Annotated in this window: 20 protein-coding genes; 13 read left to right on the forward strand and 7 right to left on the reverse strand. The window is 65.6% G+C overall.

All coding sequences use genetic code 11. From position 1 onward, the window contains the following. Window positions 1–99: 99 nt before the first annotated feature. Complete coding sequence (locus tag V5F78_RS07015) at window positions 100–792, forward strand: invasion associated locus B family protein (RefSeq protein ID WP_394069435.1); 693 nt, start codon at window positions 100–102, stop codon at window positions 790–792. Window positions 793–921: 129 nt separating this feature from the next. On the opposite strand, the gene hspQ is transcribed toward V5F78_RS07015, so the two are convergent. Further along, window positions 922–1245 (reverse strand): heat shock protein HspQ, encoded by a 324-nt coding sequence (hspQ, locus tag V5F78_RS07020; protein ID WP_394069574.1) that lies wholly within the window; start codon window positions 1243–1245, stop codon window positions 922–924. 158 nt (window positions 1246–1403) lie between these two features. After that, complete coding sequence (locus V5F78_RS07025) at window positions 1404–2444, reverse strand: HpcH/HpaI aldolase/citrate lyase family protein (protein WP_394069437.1); 1041 nt, start codon at window positions 2442–2444, stop codon at window positions 1404–1406. A gap of 169 nt (window positions 2445–2613) precedes the next feature. Between V5F78_RS07025 and V5F78_RS07030 the strand changes: the two genes are divergently transcribed. Further along, window positions 2614–3573 (forward strand): AEC family transporter, encoded by a 960-nt coding sequence (locus V5F78_RS07030; protein ID WP_394069439.1) that lies wholly within the window; start codon window positions 2614–2616, stop codon window positions 3571–3573. An 8-nt stretch (window positions 3574–3581) separates the two neighbouring features. On the opposite strand, the gene V5F78_RS07035 is transcribed toward V5F78_RS07030, so the two are convergent. Beyond that, entirely contained in the window at window positions 3582–4760 is a 1179-nt protein-coding gene (locus tag V5F78_RS07035; protein ID WP_394069441.1) for a UbiH/UbiF family hydroxylase, read from the reverse strand. 179 nt (window positions 4761–4939) lie between these two features. Between V5F78_RS07035 and V5F78_RS07040 the strand changes: the two genes are divergently transcribed. The 10 genes from V5F78_RS07040 to V5F78_RS07085 all read left to right on the forward strand — a co-directional run bounded on the left by V5F78_RS07040 (window position 4940) and on the right by V5F78_RS07085 (window position 17408). After that, entirely contained in the window at window positions 4940–5914 is a 975-nt protein-coding gene (locus V5F78_RS07040; RefSeq protein ID WP_394069443.1) for a quinone oxidoreductase family protein, read from the forward strand. A gap of 131 nt (window positions 5915–6045) precedes the next feature. Beyond that, window positions 6046–8262, forward strand: coding sequence for a RelA/SpoT family protein (locus V5F78_RS07045; protein WP_394069445.1), 2217 nt, complete (start codon window positions 6046–6048; stop codon window positions 8260–8262). 12 nt (window positions 8263–8274) lie between these two features. Next, entirely contained in the window at window positions 8275–9048 is a 774-nt protein-coding gene (locus V5F78_RS07050; protein WP_394069447.1) for a pyridoxine 5'-phosphate synthase, read from the forward strand. Next, window positions 9045–9461, forward strand: a complete 417-nt coding sequence (gene acpS, locus V5F78_RS07055) for a holo-ACP synthase (protein ID WP_394069449.1) — start codon at window positions 9045–9047, stop codon at window positions 9459–9461. Before V5F78_RS07050 ends, acpS begins: the two co-directional genes overlap by 4 nt. A gap of 218 nt (window positions 9462–9679) precedes the next feature. Continuing rightward, complete coding sequence (gene lepB, locus V5F78_RS07060) at window positions 9680–10432, forward strand: signal peptidase I (RefSeq protein WP_394069451.1); 753 nt, start codon at window positions 9680–9682, stop codon at window positions 10430–10432. Continuing rightward, window positions 10429–11139, forward strand: a complete 711-nt coding sequence (gene rnc, locus V5F78_RS07065; protein WP_394069453.1) for a ribonuclease III — start codon at window positions 10429–10431, stop codon at window positions 11137–11139. Before lepB ends, rnc begins: the two co-directional genes overlap by 4 nt. Beyond that, the gene (gene era / locus V5F78_RS07070) at window positions 11136–12071 is read left to right on the forward strand and encodes a GTPase Era (RefSeq protein WP_394069455.1); all 936 of its coding nucleotides are present in this window, start codon (window positions 11136–11138) and stop codon (window positions 12069–12071) included. Before rnc ends, era begins: the two co-directional genes overlap by 4 nt. 7 nt (window positions 12072–12078) lie before the next feature. Beyond that, window positions 12079–12834 carry a DNA repair protein RecO gene (gene recO / locus V5F78_RS07075; protein ID WP_394069457.1) on the forward strand — a complete coding sequence of 252 codons (756 nt, stop codon included), beginning with the start codon at window positions 12079–12081 and terminating at the stop codon, window positions 12832–12834. Window positions 12835–13396: 562 nt separating this feature from the next. Beyond that, complete coding sequence (gene parC, locus V5F78_RS07080; RefSeq protein WP_394069459.1) at window positions 13397–15637, forward strand: DNA topoisomerase IV subunit A; 2241 nt, start codon at window positions 13397–13399, stop codon at window positions 15635–15637. A gap of 76 nt (window positions 15638–15713) precedes the next feature. Continuing rightward, window positions 15714–17408, forward strand: coding sequence for a chloride channel protein (locus tag V5F78_RS07085; RefSeq protein ID WP_394069461.1), 1695 nt, complete (start codon window positions 15714–15716; stop codon window positions 17406–17408). A 20-nt stretch (window positions 17409–17428) separates the two neighbouring features. Here the strand turns inward: V5F78_RS07085 and V5F78_RS07090 are convergent, their stop codons facing one another. The 3 genes from V5F78_RS07090 to V5F78_RS07100 form a co-directional block, all read right to left on the reverse strand. After that, window positions 17429–18136: a MarC family protein gene (locus V5F78_RS07090; protein ID WP_394069463.1), complete on the reverse strand. Its 708-nt coding sequence runs from the start codon at window positions 18134–18136 to the stop codon at window positions 17429–17431. An 86-nt stretch (window positions 18137–18222) separates the two neighbouring features. Beyond that, entirely contained in the window at window positions 18223–18972 is a 750-nt protein-coding gene (locus V5F78_RS07095; protein WP_394069465.1) for an arginyltransferase, read from the reverse strand. 82 nt (window positions 18973–19054) lie between these two features. After that, a complete protein-coding gene (locus tag V5F78_RS07100) occupies window positions 19055–19582 on the reverse strand; it encodes an RDD family protein (RefSeq protein WP_394069467.1) in 528 nt (175 codons plus the stop codon). A 187-nt stretch (window positions 19583–19769) separates the two neighbouring features. Between V5F78_RS07100 and ggt the strand changes: the two genes are divergently transcribed. Further along, on the forward strand, window positions 19770–21539 hold the full coding sequence (gene ggt, locus V5F78_RS07105; protein WP_394069469.1) for a gamma-glutamyltransferase: 1770 nt from the start codon (window positions 19770–19772) through the stop codon (window positions 21537–21539). Window positions 21540–21656: 117 nt separating this feature from the next. Here ggt and V5F78_RS07110 read toward each other — a convergent pair whose 3' ends face one another. Then, window positions 21657–22916, reverse strand: coding sequence for a threonine ammonia-lyase (locus V5F78_RS07110; protein WP_394069471.1), 1260 nt, complete (start codon window positions 22914–22916; stop codon window positions 21657–21659). Between the last annotated feature and the right edge of the window lie 58 nt (window positions 22917–22974).

Below are 22974 nucleotides of genomic sequence, written 5' to 3' on the forward strand. Positions count from 1 at the left end.
AGGGGTCCAGCCGATCCACCCGGCCGGTGCCACGCGACAGGGAATTTTTGAAATATGATGAAAGCGAAAATTTTGCGCCGTGTTGGCGGCCTAGCCGTCATGGCACTGACCCTCGGCGTCGCCGGCGGCGCGTTCGCGCAATCGCAGCCCGCCAAGCCGGCCAAACCCGCCGCTCCCGCGCAGGCGGCGCCCCAGCAGGCTCAGGGCGGCGCCCCGGCCTCCGTGGCGGTTCCCGGCATCAACACGCCCTGGACCAAGGTTTGCGGCAACGACCAGCAGGCCAACAAGCAGATTTGCATGACCACCCAGGACTTTACGGCCGAAACCGGCCAACCGTTGGCCTCCGCGGCCATCCGCGAAGTCCAGGGCGACCCGACCATGAAGTTCATCGTCTCGGTTCCGATCGGCATGATGGTTCAGCCCGGCACCCGCGTGATCATCGACCAGCAGCAGCCCCTGGCGCTGAAGTATGAGATCTGCTTCCCGAACGGCTGCTTCGCCTCCATGGACGTGAACGCCGAGTTCGTGAACAAGCTGAAGAAGGCCCAGACGATCACCATCCAGGCCCTGCAGATGGGCGGTCGCACGCTGAACTTCCAGCTGCCGGCCAAGGACTTCGCCAAGGCTTACGAGGGCCCGGCCTCCGACCCCAACGTGGTCGCCGCCGAGCGCCAGAAGCTGGCCGAGGAACTCCAGAAGCTGGCCCAGAAGAAGCTTGAGGAGCGCGGCGGCCAGCCCGGCCAGCCGGCCCCCGCAGCAGCAGCCCCCGCTGCCGCACCCGCGGGCAAGTGAACCTGCGCCAGCGCGCGGCATAGAATTGGTGGAAAAAGAAACGGCGCGCCCCAGGGCGCGCCGTTTTCGTTTTAATTCCTAGTCTCTACCGGACGGCGGCCGAAAGCGACACACCAACGGTGATCGCGCTCAGTTCAGAAGATCGCGCCGCATGCGCCAGCCGCCTTCCCCATCTTCGGTCAATGCCTCCGAGACGCGGGGATGGCGCACCGGCTCGCCCGAATGGTCGGCTTCGAGATTCTGTTCGGAGACATAGGCGACGTATTCGTTCTCCGCATTCTCCGCCAGCAGATGGTAGAACGGCTGGTCCTTGCGCGGGCGGATTTCCTCGGGGATTGCCTGCCACCACTCCTCGGTATTGTCGAATACCGGATCGACATCGAACACCACGCCCCGGAAGGGGAAGTGCTTGTGACGCACCACCTCGCCGATGCGAAACTTGGCGAGGCGCATGGTGTCGGTCGGGGGTGTCGCAAACGCGTCACGCACCTCGCCGATGTCGCGAGTCATCATCGCCTTGTCGGCGCGCGAGGGGGACGCGGTGCGCTCCCGGGGTTTCGGATCGCGTGGCATGTGACTCTGAACCTCTCAACCTATCCGGCGCTCCTCGTCTAGAGGCCGTAAACCTTTGCCATTTCGGCATCTTTTTCCGACACGAGCTTGGCCAGGTCGACGATGACCTTGGCCTGCTTCCAGGTGGCGTCGTCCTGCATCTTTCCGTCGATCATCACCGCTCCTGCCCCATCGGGCATGGCTTCGAGGATTTTCAGGGCGAATGCTACCTCACCAGGATCGGGACTATAAACCTTCTTCGCAATGGCAATCTGTGTCGGATGCAAGGACCATGCACCGACGCACCCTTGAAGAAAGGCGTTGCGGAACTGGCTTTCGCAGGCGGCCAGATCGGCGAAGTCGCCGAACGGCCCGTAGAAGGGCTTGATGGCATTGGCCGCGCACGCGTCCACCATCTTGCCCACGGTGTAGTGCCAAAGATCCTGCTGATAGCCTGCGCGGGGCTTGTCGCCCTCGGGATCGGCGAGAACCTGGTAGTCGGGATGGCCGCCGCCGACGCGGGTGGTCTTCATGGCGCGGGAGGCGGCAAGGTCGGCCGGGCCAAGGCTCATGCCATGCATGCGCGGCGAGGCGGCGGCAATTGCCTCCACATTCTTCACCCCTTCCGCGGTCTCCAAAATGGCATGGATGAGGATCGGCTTGCCGATGGCGTGCCTGGCTTCAAGCTGGGCCAGCAACTGGTCAAGATAGGCGATGTCCCAGGGGCCATCGACTTTCGGCAGCATGATGACGTCCAGCTTGTTGCCGATGGCGCCGACCACATCAATGATGTCGTCCAGCGCCCAAGGGCTATTCAGGGCGTTGATGCGGGTCCACAGGCCGGTGGAACCGAAATCCACTTTCCGCGCCATTTCGATGAAGCCGGAGCGCGCCGCCTCCTTGGCGTCGATGGGGATCGCGTCTTCCAGATTGCCCAGCACCACGTCCACCTGCTTGGCAAGGTCGGGCACTTTGGCGCGCATCTTCTCCATGTGCGGGGGCACGAAATGAATCATGCGCTCCAGCCGCACCGGCAGCTCCCGATACGGCGCGGGCGCGCCAATGGCGAGCGGCTTGAAGAAGTTGCGCGGCAGTTTCATGCGAGATCCCCCCAGACGGTCCTGCTTCAGCATGACCATGCCCACGGCACGCGGCAAGTCCCAAGATGCGCTGCAACATGCCGCTGGGTTGCGCGCGCGGGCCGCTGCACCGTTTGACCTGCGACGCTAAAGCCGCTAGCAGGCGGATCCCTTTCGCAGTGCACAATCCATGTCCGACCTCTTCGGCCTCGCCTTTCCGTTCTTCGGCCTGATCTTCCTCGGCTATGCGTGCGGGCGCTTCGTGCGCCTGCCGGAGGAGGGGCTCGCCTGGCTCTCGTTCTTCATCATCTATATCGCGCTGCCGGCATTGTTTTATCGCATCGTGGCGCAGACCCCGTTCGCCCAGCTCATCAATCCGGGCTTCATCCTGGCCGTGGCGGTCTCGACCTCATTCTGCGCACTGCTCGCCTTGATGCTGGCCCTGTGGCTGCGGAACGGCAATGTGGGGGAGGCCGCGATCGCTGCCACGGTCGGCGCTTATGCCAATGTCGGCTATATGGGCCCCGGCTTGACGCTCGCTGCGCTGGGACAGGATGCCGCGACCCCCGCCGCGCTCATCTTCGCCTGCGACAGCCTGTTCTTCTTCACGCTGGTGCCTTTGCTGATGGGCGTGCACGGCCGCAGCGAAAGCGTACTCCACACGCTCGCTGGCGTGCTGAAGCGGGTGGTCACCCACCCGTTCAACGTGGCGACCTTGCTCGGCATCGTTTCCGCCGCGTTCGAATTCCGCGCGCCGGGCGCGGTGGAGCGCATGCTGGATTTCCTGAAGAACGCCGCCGCGCCTTGCGCCCTGTTCACCCTTGGCGTGACGGTGGCACTGCGGCCGCTCGGCCGGGTGCCGCGCGAGCTCGCGCCTTTGCTGGCGCTCAAGCTCCTGGTTCACCCGGCGGTCGCGCTGATGGCGCTGACCACGCTCGGGGTGTTTTCGCCCACCTGGGTCAAGACCGGCGTGCTCATGGCCTCCCTGCCGCCGGCGCTCAATGCCTTCGTGCTGGCGCGGCAATATAAGGTGTATGTGGAGGAGGCCTCGGCCGCGGTGCTGCTCGGCACCGTCCTTTCGGTGGTGACGGTGACGGGCGTGCTCTATCTCATCCAGCAGAATCTGCTGCCGCTGCACATGATCCGCTGAATTGCGCCTCAGGCGGCGCGGGCGCCGATACCAAGGCGCATCAGGCCGCGCCGCAGCGGGCCGACGCGATCGAGAAGATACAGCCCCAAGCCGCGCACGCCCTGGATCGGCACCAAATCGGACAGCAGCGAGCGATTGAGCAGATCCACCGCCGCCATGCGTCCGCTCACATCATTGCGGCGCTCGCGGGCATAGCGCTCCAGCACCGCAGCGCTGCCGGGGTCAGCGCCCTGCGCCACCGCTTCGCTCGCAAGTGTCACCAATGTTTCCGCATCTCGCAGGCCCAGATTGAGGCCCTGTGCGCCGATCGGCGGCATCACATGAGCCGCCTCGCCCATCAGGGCGACACGCGGCGCCGTTACCTTTTCCGCCGTTTCTGCGGCGAGCGGATAGGTGCCGCGTCCGCTTTCCACCTCGAACGCGCCAAGCAAGGAAAAGGCCCGCCGCTCCATCTCGCGCGCGAAGGCGTCGGCATCGAGGCCCAGCAGGTCCACGGCCTCGCGCTCGCTCACCACGCAGACGATGGAAGAGCGGTTGCCCGAAAGGGGCACCAGGGTGAACGGTCCGTGCTCCATGTGAAATTCGGTGGAAATATCGTCATGCGGGCGCGTATGGCGCACGGTCATGGTTAACGCGACCTGGGGGTAGGCCCGGCGCCGCATGCCGATCCCTACAGCCTCCCGCACCCGCGAATTGCGTCCATCGGCGGCGATCACGAGGCGGGCGGTCAGGCGCGCTCCGGTATCCAGCACGAGATGGGCCGCGTCATCCTGGCAGGCCAGATCATCGAGCGATGCGGTGAAAAGATCGAGGCCGGGCATCGCCTCGCACAGGGTGCGCAGCGCGCCGCGTAGCGCTTCGTTTTCCAGATTATAGCCAAAGGCGTCGAGCCCGATTTCGCTGGACCGGAACAGAACCTCCGGCGCGCGGACCAGACGGCGCGTGCCGTCCACGATTCTCAGGTCGCGCAGCGGTGTCGCCTGGGGTGCGAGATCCTCCCAGGCGCCGAATTCGGAGAGGATTCGCACCGAGCCTTCCAGAAGGGCGGTGGTGCGATGATCCTGGCCACGCTCGGGCCCGGTGACGAGGGCGGTGCGCAGCCCCTTGCGCGCAAGGCCGAGGGCCGCGGCGAGGCCAGCCGGACCGGCACCGATCACCGCAACGTCATAGGACATCGACTGAGACATCTGGGCTTCCCGGTGCGCGTTGATCTTTCAGGGGGTTATTTTATCGCCATGCCGCCGGCCTGTCGCGCGCCCTCTCGTCTCAGGCCATAATCGCGCAGGGTGTTTCAGTGGCGTGCGGCTTGCCGCCGGGCCGCGAGCGCCTATCATCCGCGCAAAATCGGAATGCTGGGAGCGGAAAAATGGTGGGCATCGTGCGCGTGCACCGGATCGGTGGTCCGGAAGTTCTCAGTTTTGAGGACGTGGAGATTGCCCCACCCGGTCCGGGGGAGGTGAGGATCCGCCACACCGCCATCGGCCTCAATTTCGTCGATACCTATTTCCGCACCGGCCTCTATAAAGCACCGCAGATGCCGTTCACGCCCGGCAGCGAGGGCGCGGGCGTGGTCGAGGCAGTGGGCCCGCATGTGAATGATTTCCATGCGGGGGATCGCGTCGCCTATGCCACCGCGCTCGGCGCCTATGCGGAGGTGCGCAATGTACCGGCCTCCGCATTGGTGCACCTGCCTGCCTCCATCGACGACCGCACGGCGGCCGCCATGATGCTGAAGGGCATGACGGCGCAATATCTCGTGCGCCGCACGTTCGAGGTGAAGCAGGGCGATACGGTGCTGATCCAGGCCGCGGCGGGCGGCGTGGGGCTCATCCTCTCGCAATGGGCAAGCTTCCTCGGCGCGACCGTCATCGGCACCGTCGGCTCGAAGGAGAAGGCGGAACTGGCGCTCGCCAATGGCGTGGATCACGTCATTCTCTACCAGGACGAGGATTTCGTGCATCGCGTCAAGGAGATCACCAACGGCAAATTATGCGACGTGGTCTATGACGGGGTGGGGCAGGCGACCTATCCCGCATCGCTGGACTGCATCAAGCCGCGTGGCCTGTGGGTCAGCTTCGGCAATGCTTCGGGCGCGATCAAGAATTTTGATCTGCTGACCCTGTCGCAGAAGGGCTCGCTCTATGCGACCCGCCCGACCCTTGCCACCCATGTCGCAACCCGCGCCGACCTTCTGGCGACCGCGAATGATCTGTTCGAGGCGGTGATCAAGGGGGCGGTGAAGATTCCCGTCCACCAGACCTATGCCTTGAGGGATGCGCAGACCGCCCATCGGGACCTGGAATCGCGCGCCACTACCGGATCGACGCTGCTTCTTCCTTGAGGACATTCATAAATTTACCTTCCGCCCCGGTTCAGCCTTGCGCCGGGGCGCGCCGTCCATGATATGGTTTGGAATGTCTCAAACGGGGCGGCGTCCCGCTGCTCCCTCCTGCTTCGACGGTCCGTTGCGCCATGATGCGCCAATACGAACTCGTCGAGCGTGTACGCCGGTATAATCCCAACACCGACGAAGCATTGCTCGACCGCGCCTATGTCTACGCCATGCGGGCGCACGGCACGCAGCTTCGCGCCTCCGGCGATCCCTATTTCTCCCATCCGCTCGAAGTCGCGGCGATCCTCACCGACCTGAAGCTGGACGACGCGACGATTATCGCGGCGCTCCTGCACGACACGATCGAGGATACCGGCGCCACCAAAGCCGAGATCGAGCGCCTGTTCGGCACCCAGATCGCGACCTTGGTGGAGGGCCTCACCAAGATCAAGAAGCTGGATCTGGTCTCCAAGCAGGCGAAGCAGGCGGAAAACCTGCGCAAGCTGCTGCTCGCCATCGCCGATGACGTGCGCGTGCTCTTGGTGAAGCTTGCGGATCGCCTGCACAACATGCGCACCCTGAAATGGGTGCCGCAGGAAAAGCGCGATCGCGTCGCCCAGGAGACGCTCGATATCTACGCGCCCCTCGCCGCCCGCATGGGTATGCAGGACATGCGCGAGGAGCTGGAGGATCTCTCCTTCCGTCAGCTCTCGCCGGAGGCCTATGCCTCGATCACCGCGCGCGTCTCCGAACTGCGCGAGCGCAATGGCTTGCTGGTGGAGGAGATCGAGCGCGAGCTTCAGGACGAGCTGGCCCGGCGCGAGATCAAGGCGGATGTGAAGGGGCGCGAGAAGCGGCCTTATTCCATCTGGGGCAAGATGGAGCGCAAGGCCATCGGCTTCGAGCAATTGTCGGACCTGTACGGCTTCCGCGTAATTGTGGAAACCGTGGAAGACACGTACCGCGCGCTCGGTGTCGTGCACACCAAATGGCCCATCGTTCCCGGCCGCTTCAAGGATTATATCTCCACCCCCAAGCCCAACGACTACCGATCGCTCCACACCACGGTGATCGGCCCGCGCCGCCAGCGCGTGGAATTGCAGATCCGCACCCGCGACATGGACGATATCGCGGAATACGGCATCGCGGCGCACGCGCTCTACAAGGATGCCTCCGGCGCCCAGGTGGCGATGCTCTCCAATGAGAGCCGCGCCTACGCCTGGTTGCGCAAGACCATCGAGAATCTCGCCCAGGGCCTGAGCCCGGAAGAATTCCTGGAACACACCAAGCTCGAGCTGTTCCACGATCAGGTGTTCTGCTTCACCCCCAAGGGGCGGCTGATCGCGCTGCCGCGCCGGGCAACGCCCATCGACTTTGCCTATGCCGTGCACACCGATGTCGGCAACACCGCCGTCGGCTGCAAGATCAACGGCACCGTGGCGCCCCTGGTGTCCGAGCTGAAGAATGGCGACGAGGTCGAGATCATCACCTCCAAGGCGCAGACGCCGCCCGGTGCGTGGGAGACCATCGCCGTCACCGGCAAGGCGCGCGCTGCGGTCCGGCGGGCGACGCGCGCCGCGGTGCGGGCGCAATATGCCGGGCTCGGTCGCAAGATTGCCGAGCGCGCCTTCTCCAAGGCCGGCAAGGCGTTTTCCGACGACTCGCTCTCCAAGGCCCTGCCGCGCCTTGCCCGCATGGCGCTGGACGACGTGTTCTCTGCCGTGGGGCGCGGCGAGATCAAGACCGACGATCTGATCCGCGCGGTCTATCCTGACTGGACCGCCGTGCGCCCCGACGAGCGCACCTCGGCCGAGAAGGCGCCGAAGGGGGAAGGTTGGTTCGAGCTGAAGCAGGGGCAGAATCTCAAGTTCAAGATTCCCGACGGGCCGGAGGAAACGCAGGTCGGCCCGATCCCCATTCGCGGCATCAATGGCGAATTGCCGGTGCGCTTTGCGCCCGACGGCGGCGCGGTGCCGGGCGACCGGATCGTCGGCATCCTCACGCCCGGGGAAGGCATTACCATCTATCCCATCCAGTCGCCGGCCTTACAGAATTTCGAGGACGCGCCCGAGCGCTGGCTCGATGTGCGCTGGGACGTGGACGAATTGAGCGACGGGCGCTTTCCCGCGCAGATCGTGGTCACGGCGGTGAACGAACCTGGGTCGCTCGCCCAGGTGGCAACCGTTATCGGCTCGCGGAACGGGAACATTCAGGGCATCAACATGCGCTCGCGCTCGCCGGACTTCACCGAGCTGGTGATCGACCTGGAAGTGTTCGACCTGCGCCACCTCAACGGCATTTTGTCCGAGCTGCGGTCGAAGCCGGTGGTATCCAGCGCGGAGCGCGTCAACGGCTGAGGAGTTGAGACCATGCAGGGTGTGCGTCCGGTGCGGCTCGGGGTGAATGTCGATCATGTGGCGACGGTGCGGAATGCCCGAGGCGGCAGCCATCCCGATCCCGTGCGCGCGGCCGCGCTCGCCATGGCGGCCGGCGCCGACGGCATCACCGCCCATCTGCGCGAGGATCGCCGCCACATCCGCGATGCCGACATGGCGCGGCTGAAGGCGGAAATCGGCCTTCCGCTCAATTTCGAGATGGCGGCGACCGACGAGATGGTCGAAATCGCCCTCAAGACCGCGCCGCATGCGTGCTGCCTGGTGCCGGAAAAGCGCGAGGAACGTACCACGGAGGGCGGGCTGGACGCTGCCGGCCAGGCGGGTGACCTCGGCCCGAAGATCGCCGCGCTGAAGGCCGGTGGCATTCGCATTTCCTTGTTCGTTGCACCTGATCCAGTGCAGATCGAGGCTGCGCGCGCCCTGAACGCCGACATCGTCGAACTGCACACGGGCACCTGGTGCGATCTGCGGGCGGCGGGGAAGGATGCCGATGCGGAAAGCGAATTCGCCCGCCTCGCCGCCGCCGCCGCGAAGGCCGCGGATCTTGGCCTTGAGGTCCACGGCGGCCACGGGCTGGACTATGTGACCGCGAGCCAGATGGCGCGCCTGCCGCAGGTGGTGGAACTCAACATCGGCCATTACATCATCGGAGAGGCCGTGTTTCACGGGCTCGAAAGCGTCATCCGGCGCATGCGCGATGCCATCGCGCGGGGCCGGGCGCATCTGCGAACGGAGCAGGCCGCATGATTCTAGGCATGGGCTCGGATTTTACTGACGCGCGCCGCATCGCGCGCTCGATCGAGCGGTTCGGCGACCGCTTTCTCGATCGTGTATTTACGCCGCTTGAGCGCGCCAAGGCGGATCGGCGCATGCGCCGCGTGGAGACCTATGCCAAGCGGTTCGCCGCCAAGGAGGCCTGCGCCAAGGCCTTGGGCACAGGGCTGAGCCACGGGGTGTTCTGGCGCGACATGGGGGTGGTGAACCTGCCCAGCGGCAAGCCGACCCTGGCGCTGACCGGCGGCGCCGCGACCCGGCTCGCCGCCATGGTCCCGGACGGCTATGAGCCGCGCATCGAATTGAGCCTGACGGACGAGGGGCCGCTCTCCGCCGCCTATGTCATCATCAGCGCGGTGCCGGTGGGCACGGCCGCATTCCGGTGACCGCGGTCGCAAGGTCAGTGCGTGAACGCAGCCTGCGCCGCACGCGCACGTTTGCGCGATGCCCGCGTCTGGCGCATGGCGGCTGCGTTGCCGCCTGGAACTGAACGGTCTATAGCTGCCCTGCGCTGCGGGGCATTGCAGTTCCGCGCGTCCATGCGACCGCCTTCTGGGCAATGTTTGCGGCACAGTGTGCGCGCACACCATACATCGGACCCTCAATGACCGCAGCCAGCGATTCCAAGAAGGAAGGCGGTTTCCTCGAAACCGTTAAGGTCATCATCCATGCGCTTTTAATCGCGCTGGTGATTCGCACCGTTCTTTTTCAGCCCTTCAACATCCCCTCGGGGTCCATGAAGGACACGCTGCTGATCGGCGACTACCTCTTCGTTTCGAAGTTCAGCTACGGCTATTCCCGCTTCTCCATTCCTTTCTCGCCAAATCTGTTCTCCGGCCGGATTTTCGGGGCCGAGCCGACACGTGGCGACGTGGTTGTGTTCAAGCTGCCGCGCGATAATGAAACCGACTATATCAAGCGTGTCGTGGGCATGCCCGGCGATGCCATCCAGATGATTGACGGCGTGCTCAACATCAACGGCGTGCCTGTGAAGCGCGAACGCCTCTCGGACATTACCGAGGATGATGGCAGCGGGCGCGTCGTGCCGGTCAAGCGGTGGAAGGAGACTTTGCCGAACGGGGTCTCCTATGAGACCCTCGATCTGGTGGACAACGGATTCTACGATAACACTCAGGTCTATAACGTGCCGGCCGGCCATTACTTCATGATGGGCGACAACCGCGACAATTCAGCGGATAGCCGTGTTCTGAGCCAAGTGGGCTATGTGCCGTTCGAGAATCTCATCGGCAAGGCGCAATTGATCTTCTTCTCCATCGACGATCACGCGCAGGCCTGGCAGGTCTGGACGTGGCCCTGGTCGGTGCGGTGGTCGCGCTTGTTCAGCATGGTCCGATGAGCAGCGTCGGGTCAGACCTTTCCGCGCTCGAAGCCCATCTCGGCTATGCTTTCGCGGATCACAGCCTGATCGAGCTTGCCCTGACGCACATCAGCGTGGTCAAGGGCGATGCACCGCGCGTGCGCTCGTATCAGAGGCTCGAATTTCTCGGCGACCACGTGCTCGGCTCGATTGTGTCGCACATGCTCTATGCCGCCTTCCCGCAGGCGGAGGAGGGGGAGCTTTCCCGTCGCTTGGCCGATCTCGTGCGCGAGGAAGCCTGCGCGGAAGTGGCCGAGGACATGAACATCGGCGCCTTCATCCGGCTCGGTAATGGCGAAACCCAATCGGGCGCGCGCAGCCGCCGCACCATCCTTGCCGACGTGGCCGAGGCGGTGGTGGCCGCGGTGTATCTCGATGGGGGCTATGAGGCGGCGCATGCGCTGGTGGAGCGGTTCTGGCGCGCCCGGCTGCTGGCCCCGCGCCGGCCGCTGCGCGATGCCAAGACCCATCTGCAGGAATGGGCCCAGGCCCGTGGACTGCCGCCGCCCTCCTATCGCGACGTGGAACGCAGCGGACCGGACCATGCGCCGAGTTTCCGGGTACGGGTCGAACTTCCTGGCCTTGCCTCTGCGGAAGCCATAGGATCATCTAAACAGGCGGCGCAGAAGGCTGCAGCCGCCGCATTTCTCGCCCGCGAGGGCGTGCCCACCGGGAGCGAAGCATGAACGACGCGGTCACCCCGCCGAGCACGGCCGAGGGACAGACGCGCTGCGGTTTCGTCGCTCTCCTCGGCGCGCCCAACGCCGGCAAGTCCACCCTCACCAATGCTTTGGTGGGGACCAAGGTCTCCATCGTTTCCCACAAGGTCCAGACGACGCGGGCGATCGTGCGCGGCATCGTGCTTGAAGGCCCGGCGCAGATCATTCTGGTGGACACGCCCGGCATTTTCTCGCCCAAGCGGCGGCTGGAGCGCGCCATGGTCTCCACGGCCTGGACCAGCGCCTCGGACGCCGATCTGGTCGCGCTCCTGGTGGATGCCAATCGCGGTGTCGATGCGGAGATCGAGGCCCTGCTGGAGCCCTTGAGCCAAGTGCGCCATCCGCGTGCGCTGATCATCAACAAGATCGACCTCGTGAAACGCGAGTCGCTGCTCGCGCTCGTGGCGCGGCTCACGGAGCGCCTGCCGTTCGAAAAGGTGTTCCTGATTTCCGCGCTCAAGGGCGACGGGATCGACGACATCAAGCGCTGGTTCGCACAATCCATGCCCTACGGGCCGTGGCTCTATCCCGAAGACCAGATCACCGACGCCCCCATGCGCATGCTGGCGGCGGAAGTGACGCGCGAGAAGCTGTTCCTGCGGCTGCACGACGAACTGCCCTACCGCTCCACGGTCGAGACCGATTCCTGGAAGGAATTGCGCGACGGCTCGGTGCGGATCGAACAGACGATTTTCGTCGAGCGCGAAAGCCAGCGCAAAATCGTGCTCGGCAAGGCGGGCGCGGCCATCAAGGCGATCTCCACGGAAGCCCGCAAGGAGATTTCCGAAATTGTCGAAAGCCCGGTGCATCTGTTCCTGTTCGTGAAGGTGCGCGAGAACTGGGCCGACGATCCCGAGCGCTATCGCGAAATGGGCCTGGAATTCCCACGGGGGGACTGACGCCGCCGTGGAATGGACCGACGAGGGCATCGTGATCGGCGTGCGGCGGCACGGGGAGAGCAGTGCCATCGTGGAATTGATGACGCGCCAGCATGGGCGTCATCTCGGGCTGCTGCGGGGCGCCACCTCGAAGCGCCAGGCGCCGCTTCTGCAGCCCGGCAATGTGATGCGGGCGGTCTGGCGCGCGAGGCTCGACGGTCAATTGGGGTTCTATGCGCTGGAGGCCCTCACGGCGCGCACGGATCTGATGATCCGCGTGCCGCATGCCGCCTTTGGCATGAGCCATATGGCGAGCCTGCTGCATTTGCTCCCGGAGCGCGATCCCCATCCCGGCCTCTATGAGGTGTTGGCGGCGATCCTGGATGCCATCGAAGATCCGGAGGCCGCAGGAGTGCTTCTTGCCCGGTTTGAGCTGGCGATGCTGGCCGAATTGGGCTTTGGGCTGGAGTTGGACGCCTGCGCCGCCACCGGGAGGCGCAATGACCTGGTGTTCGTCTCTCCGCGCACCGGGCGTGCGGTGTCGGAGGGGGCCGGCGCGCCCTATGCGGAGCGGCTGTTGGCCCTGCCGAGCTTTCTGATTGGCGGCCCCGTCCCGCCTCCAGCTGAGGAATTGGCGGCGGCCTATCGGTTGACGGGCTATTTTCTGACCCAGCGGGTCCTGGAGCCGCGTGGCCTTAAGTTGCCGGATGCGCGCGATAGTTTCCTCTCCGCCCTGAAGAGGGAGGCCGCGCGGGCCTCCCAATTCCGGCGATCACATCAATAGGGGCGGGGGCCGTAATAGGGACCCGGACGGCCCGGACCGTAAGCACCACGCGGCGGACCAACCCAAACCCGGGTGCAGCGGGTGGTGACGATCCGGCGGCCATAGGCCCAGCGGGTCACCGGACGGCAGACCCGACGCCACGCCACCGACTCGGCCTGAACGCCACTTTGCGCGAGACCGAGGGGCATTGCGGGCGTCAGCGGCGCGGCGTTTGCGCCGCTTGCCAGCGAGACGAGTCCGAGTGCTGCCGCACCACAGAAAGCAATCATAAGACGTTTCATTTTTAGCTTCTCCTCCGAAGCTCCGAGCGACGCCATTTGGCGTATGGACACAAGGTGAAACGCTCGAGTGTCGGGGTTATGTTCCCTCACATCACTTCAGATTAATTCGTGGTAACGAAAAACCTAATGTCGCCAATGATTTTTGAACGGACGTTCACATAGATAAATCAAATCGGCGATTTTGTTCAGTCTTGCGGCCTGAGGGTGTTTCGCCTGTGACAAACCTGTGCACCAAGATTCACCGGCTTGTGCGGCGGCCCAGGGCGCGCTAGTGCGATCCCATGGCGACCCGCACACTTCCCCCCCCAGGCGATGGCAATATCGAGCCGGTCGAACTGAAGGCGGCGCTCGAAGAACGCTATCTGGCCTACGCTCTCTCCACGATCATGCACCGCGCGCTGCCCGACGCGCGCGACGGGCTGAAGCCGGTTCACCGCCGCATCCTCCATGCGATGCGCTTGTTGAAGCTGGATCCGGAAGCCGGCTTCAAGAAATGCGCGCGCGTCGTGGGCGACGTGATCGGCAAGTTCCACCCGCACGGCGATCAGGCGGTCTATGACGCATTGGTGCGTCTCGCTCAGGATTTTGCCCAGCGCTATCCGCTGGTGGACGGCCAGGGCAATTTCGGCAATGTGGACGGCGATAATGCCGCCGCCATGCGCTACACCGAAGCGCGCCTCACCGAGACCGCGCGCCTGCTGCTGGACGGCATCGACGACGATGCGGTGGATTTTCGCCCCACCTATGATGGCTCCGAGGAAGAGCCGGTGGTGCTTCCAGCCGCCTTCCCGAACTTGCTGGCCAATGGCTCACAGGGGATCGCGGTCGGCATGGCGACCTCGATCCCGCCGCACAATGCGGCCGAATTGCTGGACGCCGCCCTCCATTTGCTGGACCACCCCGACGCACCGGCTTCCGACCTGCTGCAATTCGTGCCCGGCCCCGATTTCCCCACGGGCGGTGTGCTGGTGGAGGATCCCGTCGGCGCGGCGGAAGCCTATGCCACCGGGCGCGGCTCCTTCCGGGTGCGGGCGCGCTGGCACAAGGAAGACACCGGGCGCGGCACCTATCTGGTGGTGGTCACGGAAATTCCCTACGGCGTGCCCAAGTCGCGCTTGGTGGAGAAGATCGCCGAGCTGCTGACCGACAAGAAGCTGCCGCTGCTCGCCGATGTGCGCGACGAGAGCGCGGAGGACATCCGCCTGGTGCTGGAGCCGCGCACCCGCGCGGTGGATGCCGAAGTGCTGATGGCGAGCCTGTTCAAGCTCACCGAGCTTGAAGCCCGCGTTTCGCTGAACATGAACGTGCTGGTGCGCGGGCAGATTCCCAAGGTGTTGTCGCTTGCGGACGCCCTGCGAGAGTGGCTCGCCCACCGCCGGGACGTGCTGCTGCGCTCCTCGCGCCATCGCCTGGGCGAGATCGCGCACCGGCTGGAGGTTCTGGGCGGCTATCTGATCGCCTATCTCAACCTCGACGAGGTGATCCGCATCATCCGCGAGGAGGAGGAGCCCAAGACCTCGCTCATGTCCACGTTCGAGCTTACGGACGTTCAGGCGGAAGCCATCCTCAACATGCGCCTGCGCTCCCTGCGCCGCCTGGAGGAGATGGAAATCCGCAAGGAGCACGACAAGCTGAGCAAGGAGCAGGACCAGCTCAACAAGCTCGTCGGATCCGAGCCGGCCCAGTGGAAGGCGATCGGCAAGCAGATCCGCGAAACGCACAAGCTCTATGGACCGGACACCGCCATCGGTCGCCGCCGCACCAGCTTCGGCGTCGCCCCGGTGTTTGATGAGGACGCCTTCTCAGAGGCGCTGGTGGAGCGCGAGCCGGTCACCATCGTCGTCACGCAGAAGGGCTGGATCCGCGCGCTGAAGGGCCATGTGGCGGATCTCTCTGGCCTTCAGTTCAAGGGCGATGACAGCCTCGCCCACGCCTTCTTCGCCGAGACCACTTCGCGCGTCATGGTCTGGGCCACGAACGGCCGCTTCTACACCTTGGATGCCTCCAAGCTGCCGGGCGGGCGCGGCCACGGCGAGCCGATCCGCCTCATGATCGACCTCGAGCAGGAGGCGGAGATCGTCAGCGTCTTCGCCTATCAGGGTGGGCGCAAGCTGCTGGTGTCCTCGCGCGAGGGGCGCGGCTTCCTGGTGGCGGAGGATGATTGCCTCGCCAATACCCGGAAGGGGAAACAGGTGCTCTCGATGGATCCGCCGGACGTCGCCACCGCCGTGGTGCCGGCGGTGGGCGATTGGGTGGCGGTGATCGGCGATAACCGCAAGCTGCTGCTGTTCCCGCTCACCCAAGTGCCGGAAATGGTGCGTGGGCGCGGTGTGCGGTTGCAGCGCTATCGCGAGGGTGGCCTTTCCGACGTCAAGGTGTTCACCATCGCAGACGGCCTCACCTGGGAAGATACCTCCGGCCGCACCTGGACTGTGAATGACCTGCTGGAATGGCAGGGCGAGCGGGCCTCTTCCGGTCGCCTGCCGCCCAAGGGATTCCCGCGCACCAATAAGTTCGCCTGACGCCATGACCGATGCGGTCGAAACGCAACCTCGCGCTTCTACCCCCGGTTCCGGCTTCGCGGCTCTCGCGGCCAGCATGCATCGGCGAGGGGAACTGCGGCTGGTGCTGCTCGCGGCCGTGGTGGGCATCCTCTCGGGCGCCGTTGCGATGGCGATTAGCACCGGCGCCAAATGGATGCACAGCATGCTGTTCGGCGCCGGTGCGGACGGCATGCTCAGCCGTCTTCCCAGCCTGTCGCAGCCTTATATGTATCTGATCCCTGCGGCTGGCGGCCTGACGATCGGCCTTTTGGCCTGGATCGTGCGCAAGGTGCGGCCCGGCGGGATCCGCGACCCGATCGAGGCGAATGCGCTGTATGGCGGACAAATGTCACTGCTCGACAGCGCCATTCTCTCGGTCCAGGTCATGCTCTGCAACGGGTTCGGCGCGTCGGTCGGCATGGAGGCCGGGTATAGCCAGGCTGGGGCCGGCATAGGCTCAGCCTTCGCCGCCCGGCTCGGCCTCAGCCGGGGGCAATGCCGCGTGCTGGTCGGCTCCGGTGCGGCGGCCGGCATCGCCGCCGCGTTCCACGCCCCCCTGACCGGCGCCTTCTACGGCTTCGAGCTGATCATCGGGGTTTACGCCATTCCCTCCGTCGCGCCGGTGATGACTGCGGCTTTGCTCGCGGTTCTGACGGTCCGGACCCTTGGAGCGGAACCGTTTCCTATCATCGTGCCGCCAATTCCCGAGCTGACGCTTGTGGATTACCCGCCCTTCATCCTGCTCGGTCTGATCGGCGCGGGGGTCGCGATCGCCATCATGCGGCTGGTGACCCTGGTGGAGAAGGGGTTCCAACTCAGCGGCGTGCCCGCCCCGTTGCGGCCCATGATCGGCGGACTGGGCGTGGGGGTGCTTGCCCTCTACAGCCCGCAGATCATGTCGAGCGGCGAGGGGGCGCTGCATATCCAGGTTGGGACCGGCGTCACTCTTTCGGTGCTTCTGGTCTTCCTGTTCAAGATCTGCGCCTCTTCCCTGTCGCTGGGATCAGGGTTTCGTGGCGGCCTGTTTCTGGCTGCCCTGTTCCTCGGTTCGCTCATGGGCAAGCTGTTTGCCGGCGGCGCCGCGCTCGCGGGAGTCCCGGTGGATCCCGTGGTCTCGGCCGTGGTTGGCATGGCCGCGCTCGCCGTCGGCATCGTCGGCGGGCCGTTTACCATGACCTTCCTGACCCTGGAGACGACCGGCGATCTCGCCATTTCCGGCCTGGTTCTGACTGCCGCCATCGCCTGCTCGCTCACTGTGCGGGAAACCTTCGGCTATTCCTTCTCCACCTGGCGGCTGCACCTGCGCGGGGAAAGCATCCGCGGGGCACACGATGTCGGCTGGCTCCGCGACCTCACGGTCGGCCGATTGATGGAGCCGGTGCGCGCGACCTTTTCCGCCGATGGCACCCAAGCCGCCTTCCGCGCGGCTTTCCCGCTCGGCCAGACCCGTCACGTCACCCTGCTGGACGCCGAGGGACGTTATGCCGGGCTGGTGCGGGTCGCGCGGGTTTATTCGGCCGGGCAGGACGGGCCGATCGGCGCCTTTGTCCAACACCGCAACGCCGTTCTCCATCCGGACATGAACGTCACCGAGGCGGCGGGCGTGTTCCGCAGCGCCGGTGCGGAGATGCTGGCCGTGGTGGACCCGGATACCAGCCGAACGCTCGGCCAGTTGCACGAGGTCGAAGCCCTGCGGCGCTATGCGCATGAAGTGGAAGCCGCCCGCCGCGATCTCTCCGGCGGCGATTGAGGCTCATCCGCCCGAGGGCCTTATCCGCCAAGGGGCCTTGCGGCCTGGTGGGGAATGGGCAGGCTGCTCAGCAATTCGCTCGCCCCCGCCCACATGATCTGGAGGCCGATGCACAGCAGCACGAAGGCGAACAGGCGCACCAGGATGTTGGTGCCATTGGGCCCGAGGATGCGCTCGATATCGCCGGCATAGCGATAGGCCAGCAGGATCGTGACCGCGATGGCGATCAGGCCCAGCAGCGCCGCGCCGACTTCAATCACCAGCATCTCGTAGGAGAAGAAATTGTTCTCCGACACCTGGCTGCCCAGGGCGATGGCGGTGGCGATCGAGCCTGGGCCCACGGTGAGCGGCATGGTGAGGGGATAGAAGGACTGGTCCTCGATACGCAACAGGTCCACGTCCTCGGTGGAGGAGTGGTCGGTTGCGCGGTCGGCGGTGGTATTTCCCTGATGCAGAATCTGCCAGCCGACGAACGCCACCACGAGGCCGCCGCCCACCCGCACCACCGGCAGGCTGATGCCGAAGAAGGTGAGGATGTGCGAGCCCAGAACCATGGAGCACAGCAGCAGGACGAAGCCGTAGGTGGCGATCTTGCGGGCGATCATCGCCCGCGTCGGCGCCGGGGCGCCGCGTGTGAGCTGATAGAAGATGGGCGCGCCGCCGAGGGGGTTCACCACCGGGAACAAGGCGGCGAACACCGCAAGAAAGACATTGATGAACTGGCCCACTCAAACGCCTCCCACGGCGATACCACCGCAAGCCGTTTGCGACTTTCCGCGCGGGTTTACAAGATAGCGGGCGTGGTCTCGCGCGCTCAAGCCTCGACCCGCTCCCAGCCCTGCGGGGAAAGGCGTTCCTGCGGCAGGAAGCGGCGCTTGTAGTCCATCTTGCGGGAGCCGTTCACCCAATAGCCGAGATAGACATAGGGCAAGCCCATGGTCCGCGCCTTGGCGATGTGATCGAGAATCAGGAAAGTGCCGAGGGAGCGGTCGGGGATATTGGGGTTGTAGAAGGAATAGACCATCGAAAGCCCGTCGCTCAGCACATCGGTCAGCGCCACCGCGAACAAATCGCCGATGCCACGCCCGTTGATGCGCGTGTCCGGGCCGAGCTTGCGATATTCAACCAGGCGCGACTGCACATGGGTGTCCTCCACCATCATGGCGTAGTCGAGCACGCTCATGTCGGCCATGCCGCCTGACCCGTGGCGGGTGCTGACGTAGGAGCGGAACAGCGCATATTGCTCGGAGGTGGGCACCGTCTCGCGCAGCGCCCCGGCGATGTCGGCATTGGCCGCCAGAACGCGGCGGAAGCTCCGGCTCTCCTTGAACTCGTCCACGCAGATGCGCACGGACACGCAGGCCCGACACCCTTCACAGGCCGGGCGATAGGCGATCGACTGGCTGCGCCGGAACCCGCCTTGGGTCAGGACGTCGTTGAGCGTGGTCGCGCGCTCGCCCACAAGGTGCGTAAACACCTTCCGCTCCTCCTTGCCCGGCAGATACGGGCAAGGCGAAGGTGCGGTCAGATAGAATTGCGGTGTGTCACGCGGGTGCTCGGTCACGACACTCAGGCCTCGAATTTTATGAGCATCGCTCCCAGGGTCGAGTCGGTCAAAAGAATTTGCGCGCTCTGCCTCGCGAAATTTAGCTGCGGCGCAGCAGCGCGGCCCGCGATTCGGTGTTCACCACCACCGCGCCCACCAGGAAATCATGCAGCAGGCGACGGCGATCATTGAACAAGGCCACCAGCAAGACGAATGGGGTGAACACGCTCACCGACACCCAGAACGCCACCGCGTGCACGCCGCCGAGCACGGCATAGGCCGGGGCGCCGTACCAGGTGCGCATTTGCAGGTCCATCAGCCGCATGCCGAGCGTGGCCGAGGCCGGAGAGCCCAGGGTCAGTGCGTTATAGCAGACGGCCCAGACCACGAACGCGGGTCCCAGCAGGGGAAACAGCATCCATCCGAGGCTCAAGGTGAAGATGCCGAACACGAAGATGAACGCGGCCAACAGAACGATCGGGCCGATGATCATCGTCGCGTCGACGGCGAAGGCCAAAAGGCGGCGCGAAAGCACGCCCTCGAAATATTCCGGCTGTGTCACCGGATCGAAGGCATGCGGGCGCGCGGAATCCGAATAGGGACGGCTGTCACCGGGGGTGTATGTCATCTCGTGTCGCTCCATGCACAATAAGGTGGTGTGCCTCACCTTGGGGCGCAAGAACCGCCCAGGGGTACGAGCGCCCTGGATGCGCGCCCGGCATTCTGGCAAACCCGGCCGGCCCGCCACGCCCTCGCCCATGTGGCGGCGGAAAAGGGCGGCGCACGCGTGATCTTCTCTGAGGACTGGATTGCCCATGGATGTTTTCGCCACCGCCCGCCGTTCCGTTTTGCTCATGCTTCTGCTTCTCGGCCCGACGTGCGAGGCGTTCGCCATTTCTCCCCGGCCGGTTGAGGGACAGCGCGGGATGGTGGTGAGCGAACAGGCCATTGCCGCCCGGGTGGGCGCCGACATCCTGCGGCGCGGGGGCAATGCGGTGGATGCGGCGGTGGCGGTGGGGTATGTGCTGGCCGTGGTGCATCCGTGCTGCGGCAATCTCGGCGGTGGTGGCTATATGGTGGTGCGCCTCGCCGACGGGACGGCGACCTTCATTGATTTTAGGGAAGCCGCGCCGGGCGCAGCCACGGCCGGCATGTTCCTGGATCGTGACGGCAATCCGATTCCCGACGCCAGCCTGAAGGGCTGGCGCGCCGTGGCCGTGCCGGGATCGGTGCTGGGTCTCGATACCGCGCTGGAGCGCTTCGGCACCATGTCCCGCACCCAGGTGATGGCGCCGGCCATCGCACTGGCGCGCGAAGGCTATGCGCTTTCGGCCGGCGACGCGGCCATTCTCGCCACGGGTACGGAGGCTTTCCGCGCCGATCCCACGCTCGCCGCGATCTTCCTGAAGGATGGCGCCGCGCTCAAGGCCGGTGACCGGTTGGTGCAGAGCGACCTTGCCTCAACCCTGGCGGCGATCGCCGCCGTTGGTCCTGCCGCTTTCTACCGTGGCGAGATCGCGCAGCGCATCGTCGCCGCGAGCACGGCGGGCGGCGGCCTGCTGAGCGCGGAGGATTTCGCGCGGTACGCGGTGCGCGTGGGGGAGCCGCTTCGCTGCACCTATCGCGGCTACGACATTCTCACCGCTGCGCCCTCCAGCGCCGGGGGGACGGCCATCTGCGAGATCCTGAACATCCTGGAAGGCTATCCGTTGTCCGCGTCCGGCGCGGGTGCGGCGGAGACGGTGCATATCATGGCCGAGGCGATGCGGCAGGCCTTCATCGACCGCAATTCCGCGCTCATTGATCCGGCCTTCGGGGCCAATCCGCTGGAGCGTCTGCTGTCCAAGGATTATGCGGTGGCGATTCGGGCGCACATTGATCTGTCCCGAGCGGCGGTCTCGACGCTGGACGATCCCTCGTCCGCCCCCCACGAGGGCACAGAGACGACGCATTATTCCATCGCCGACGCGGCCGGTAACACGGTTGCGGTGACCTATTCGCTCAATGCATATTTCGGCGCGCGTGTCATGGCGCCGGGCACCGGGGTGTTCTTGAACGACACCATGGACGATTTCACCACAAAGCCGGGCAATTCCAACGCGTTCGGCCTCGTTCAGGGCGCTCGAAACGCGATCGCCCCAGGCAAGCGGCCCCTCAGTTCCATGGCCCCGACCATCGTTGTGCACGACGACAAGCCCTATCTCGTGCTCGGCTCGCCCGGGGGATCGCGGATCATTTCCTCCGTGGTGCAGACGCTGGTGAATGTGATCGACCACGGCATGACGGTTCAAGAGGCAGTGGACGCGCCGCGCATTCATCACCAATGGCTGCCCGACGTGCTGTTCGCCGAGCCCTATGCCCTGTCGCCCGACACCATTCGCCTGCTGGTGGAGAAGGGGCACAAGGTGGTGGTGCAACGCCCATGGAGCGCGGTGGAGGCGATCCAATTCCCGGACGCAGGCCCGGCCCAAGCGCAGCAGCCGGCCTTCGGTTCGGATACGCTGCGGCTCTGGAAGCCGCGGCCCGACACAGTCTATGGCGCCAACGACAACCGCCGCCCGGCCGGTGCCGCTGCGGCGCCGTGACAGGGTTTTGCTTCATTGCGAGTCGCGTGCGATGCGCGCGGCCGACGGGGCAAAGGCGTTTGCCCGGGCGATCGCCACCCGGATCGGCTTCGAGCCCTGATCGGATTCAGGCGTGGCTCACCATTCGCTGCCACCGGCACCCAGCCGCTCGACGGGCAGGCCTTCGGCCTCCAGCGCGCGCTGGATCTGCTCCGCATGCTGCGCGTCGCGGGTTTCCACCGTCAGATCGAGCCGGGTGCCCTTGGCCGGTACATCCAGGAAGGTGCGGCGATGGTGCACTTCCAGGATGTTGGCGCCAAGCTGGCCGAGCAGCGTGGTGATCATGCCGAGCATGCCCGGCCGATCCAATATGGTGAGGCGAAACGAGACGATGCGCTGCTCGCGCTCCAGCTCGCGCACCAAAATGCTCGCCAGCACCCGCGGGTCGATATTGCCGCCGCAGAGGATGAGGCCCACGGTCTTGCCCCGGAACCGCTCCTTATCGCTGAGCATGGCGGCAAGGCCTGCGGCGCCGGCGCCTTCGGCCAGCACTTTCTGGTTGGTCAGAAGGGCGTTGACCGCCTGCTCCAGGCGCGTCTCCTCCACCAGCACGACATCGGACACGAGGCGGCGGATGATTTCAGCGGTCATGGTGCCGACGTTGCGCACCGCGATGCCTTCTGCCAGCGTCGGGCCGCCGCAAGGCCGGGCAATGCCTTTCAGCACAGACCACATGGCGGGATAGAGGGCGGCCTCCACGCCAATCACCTCGGTCGCCGGCGACAGGCCATTGGCCGCCAGCGCAACACCTGAAATCAGCCCGCCGCCGCCGATCGGCACGACGAGTTGGTCGAAGGCCGGCCCGTCCTCGATCATCTCCAGGCCGATGGAGCCCTGGCCGGCGATCACGTCCGTGTCCTCGTAGGGATGGACAAACACGCGGCCTTCTTCCGCCGCGATGCGCAGGGCTTCCAGCTCGGCATCGCCGACCCCCTCGCCGTGCAGCACCACGCGCGCGCCGAACGCCTCGGTGGCCGCCACCTTCACCTGCGGCGTGCTCTCGGGCATCACGATGGTGGTGGAAATGCCGAGCCGGGTGCCGTGATAGGCCACCGCCTGGGCATGGTTTCCCGCCGACATGGCGATGACGCCGCGCCTGGCTTCCTCCGGGGTGAGGCGGGACAGCTTCACCACCGCGCCGCGTTCCTTGAACGAGGCGGTCATCTGGAAGGTCTCGTATTTCACCCAAACATCCGCGCCGGTAAGGGCGGAGAGGCGCGGCGCGCGCAGCGTGGGGGTGCGCACCACGGCAGCTTCAACGATGCTTCGCGCCGCCAGGAGATCTGCCAGTGTGACGGGCAGGAGCGCAAGATCGGTGGAAAGCGCGTCGGCGCGCATGGGCAGTCCTCGGATTGGGCGAACGAAGCGCGGGCGACGCGCTCGGAGTTCAAAGTGT

It is taken from the genome of Roseixanthobacter glucoisosaccharinicivorans (genome assembly GCF_043195095.2).
In the GTDB taxonomy this organism is placed as follows: domain Bacteria; phylum Pseudomonadota; class Alphaproteobacteria; order Rhizobiales; family Xanthobacteraceae; genus NCEH01.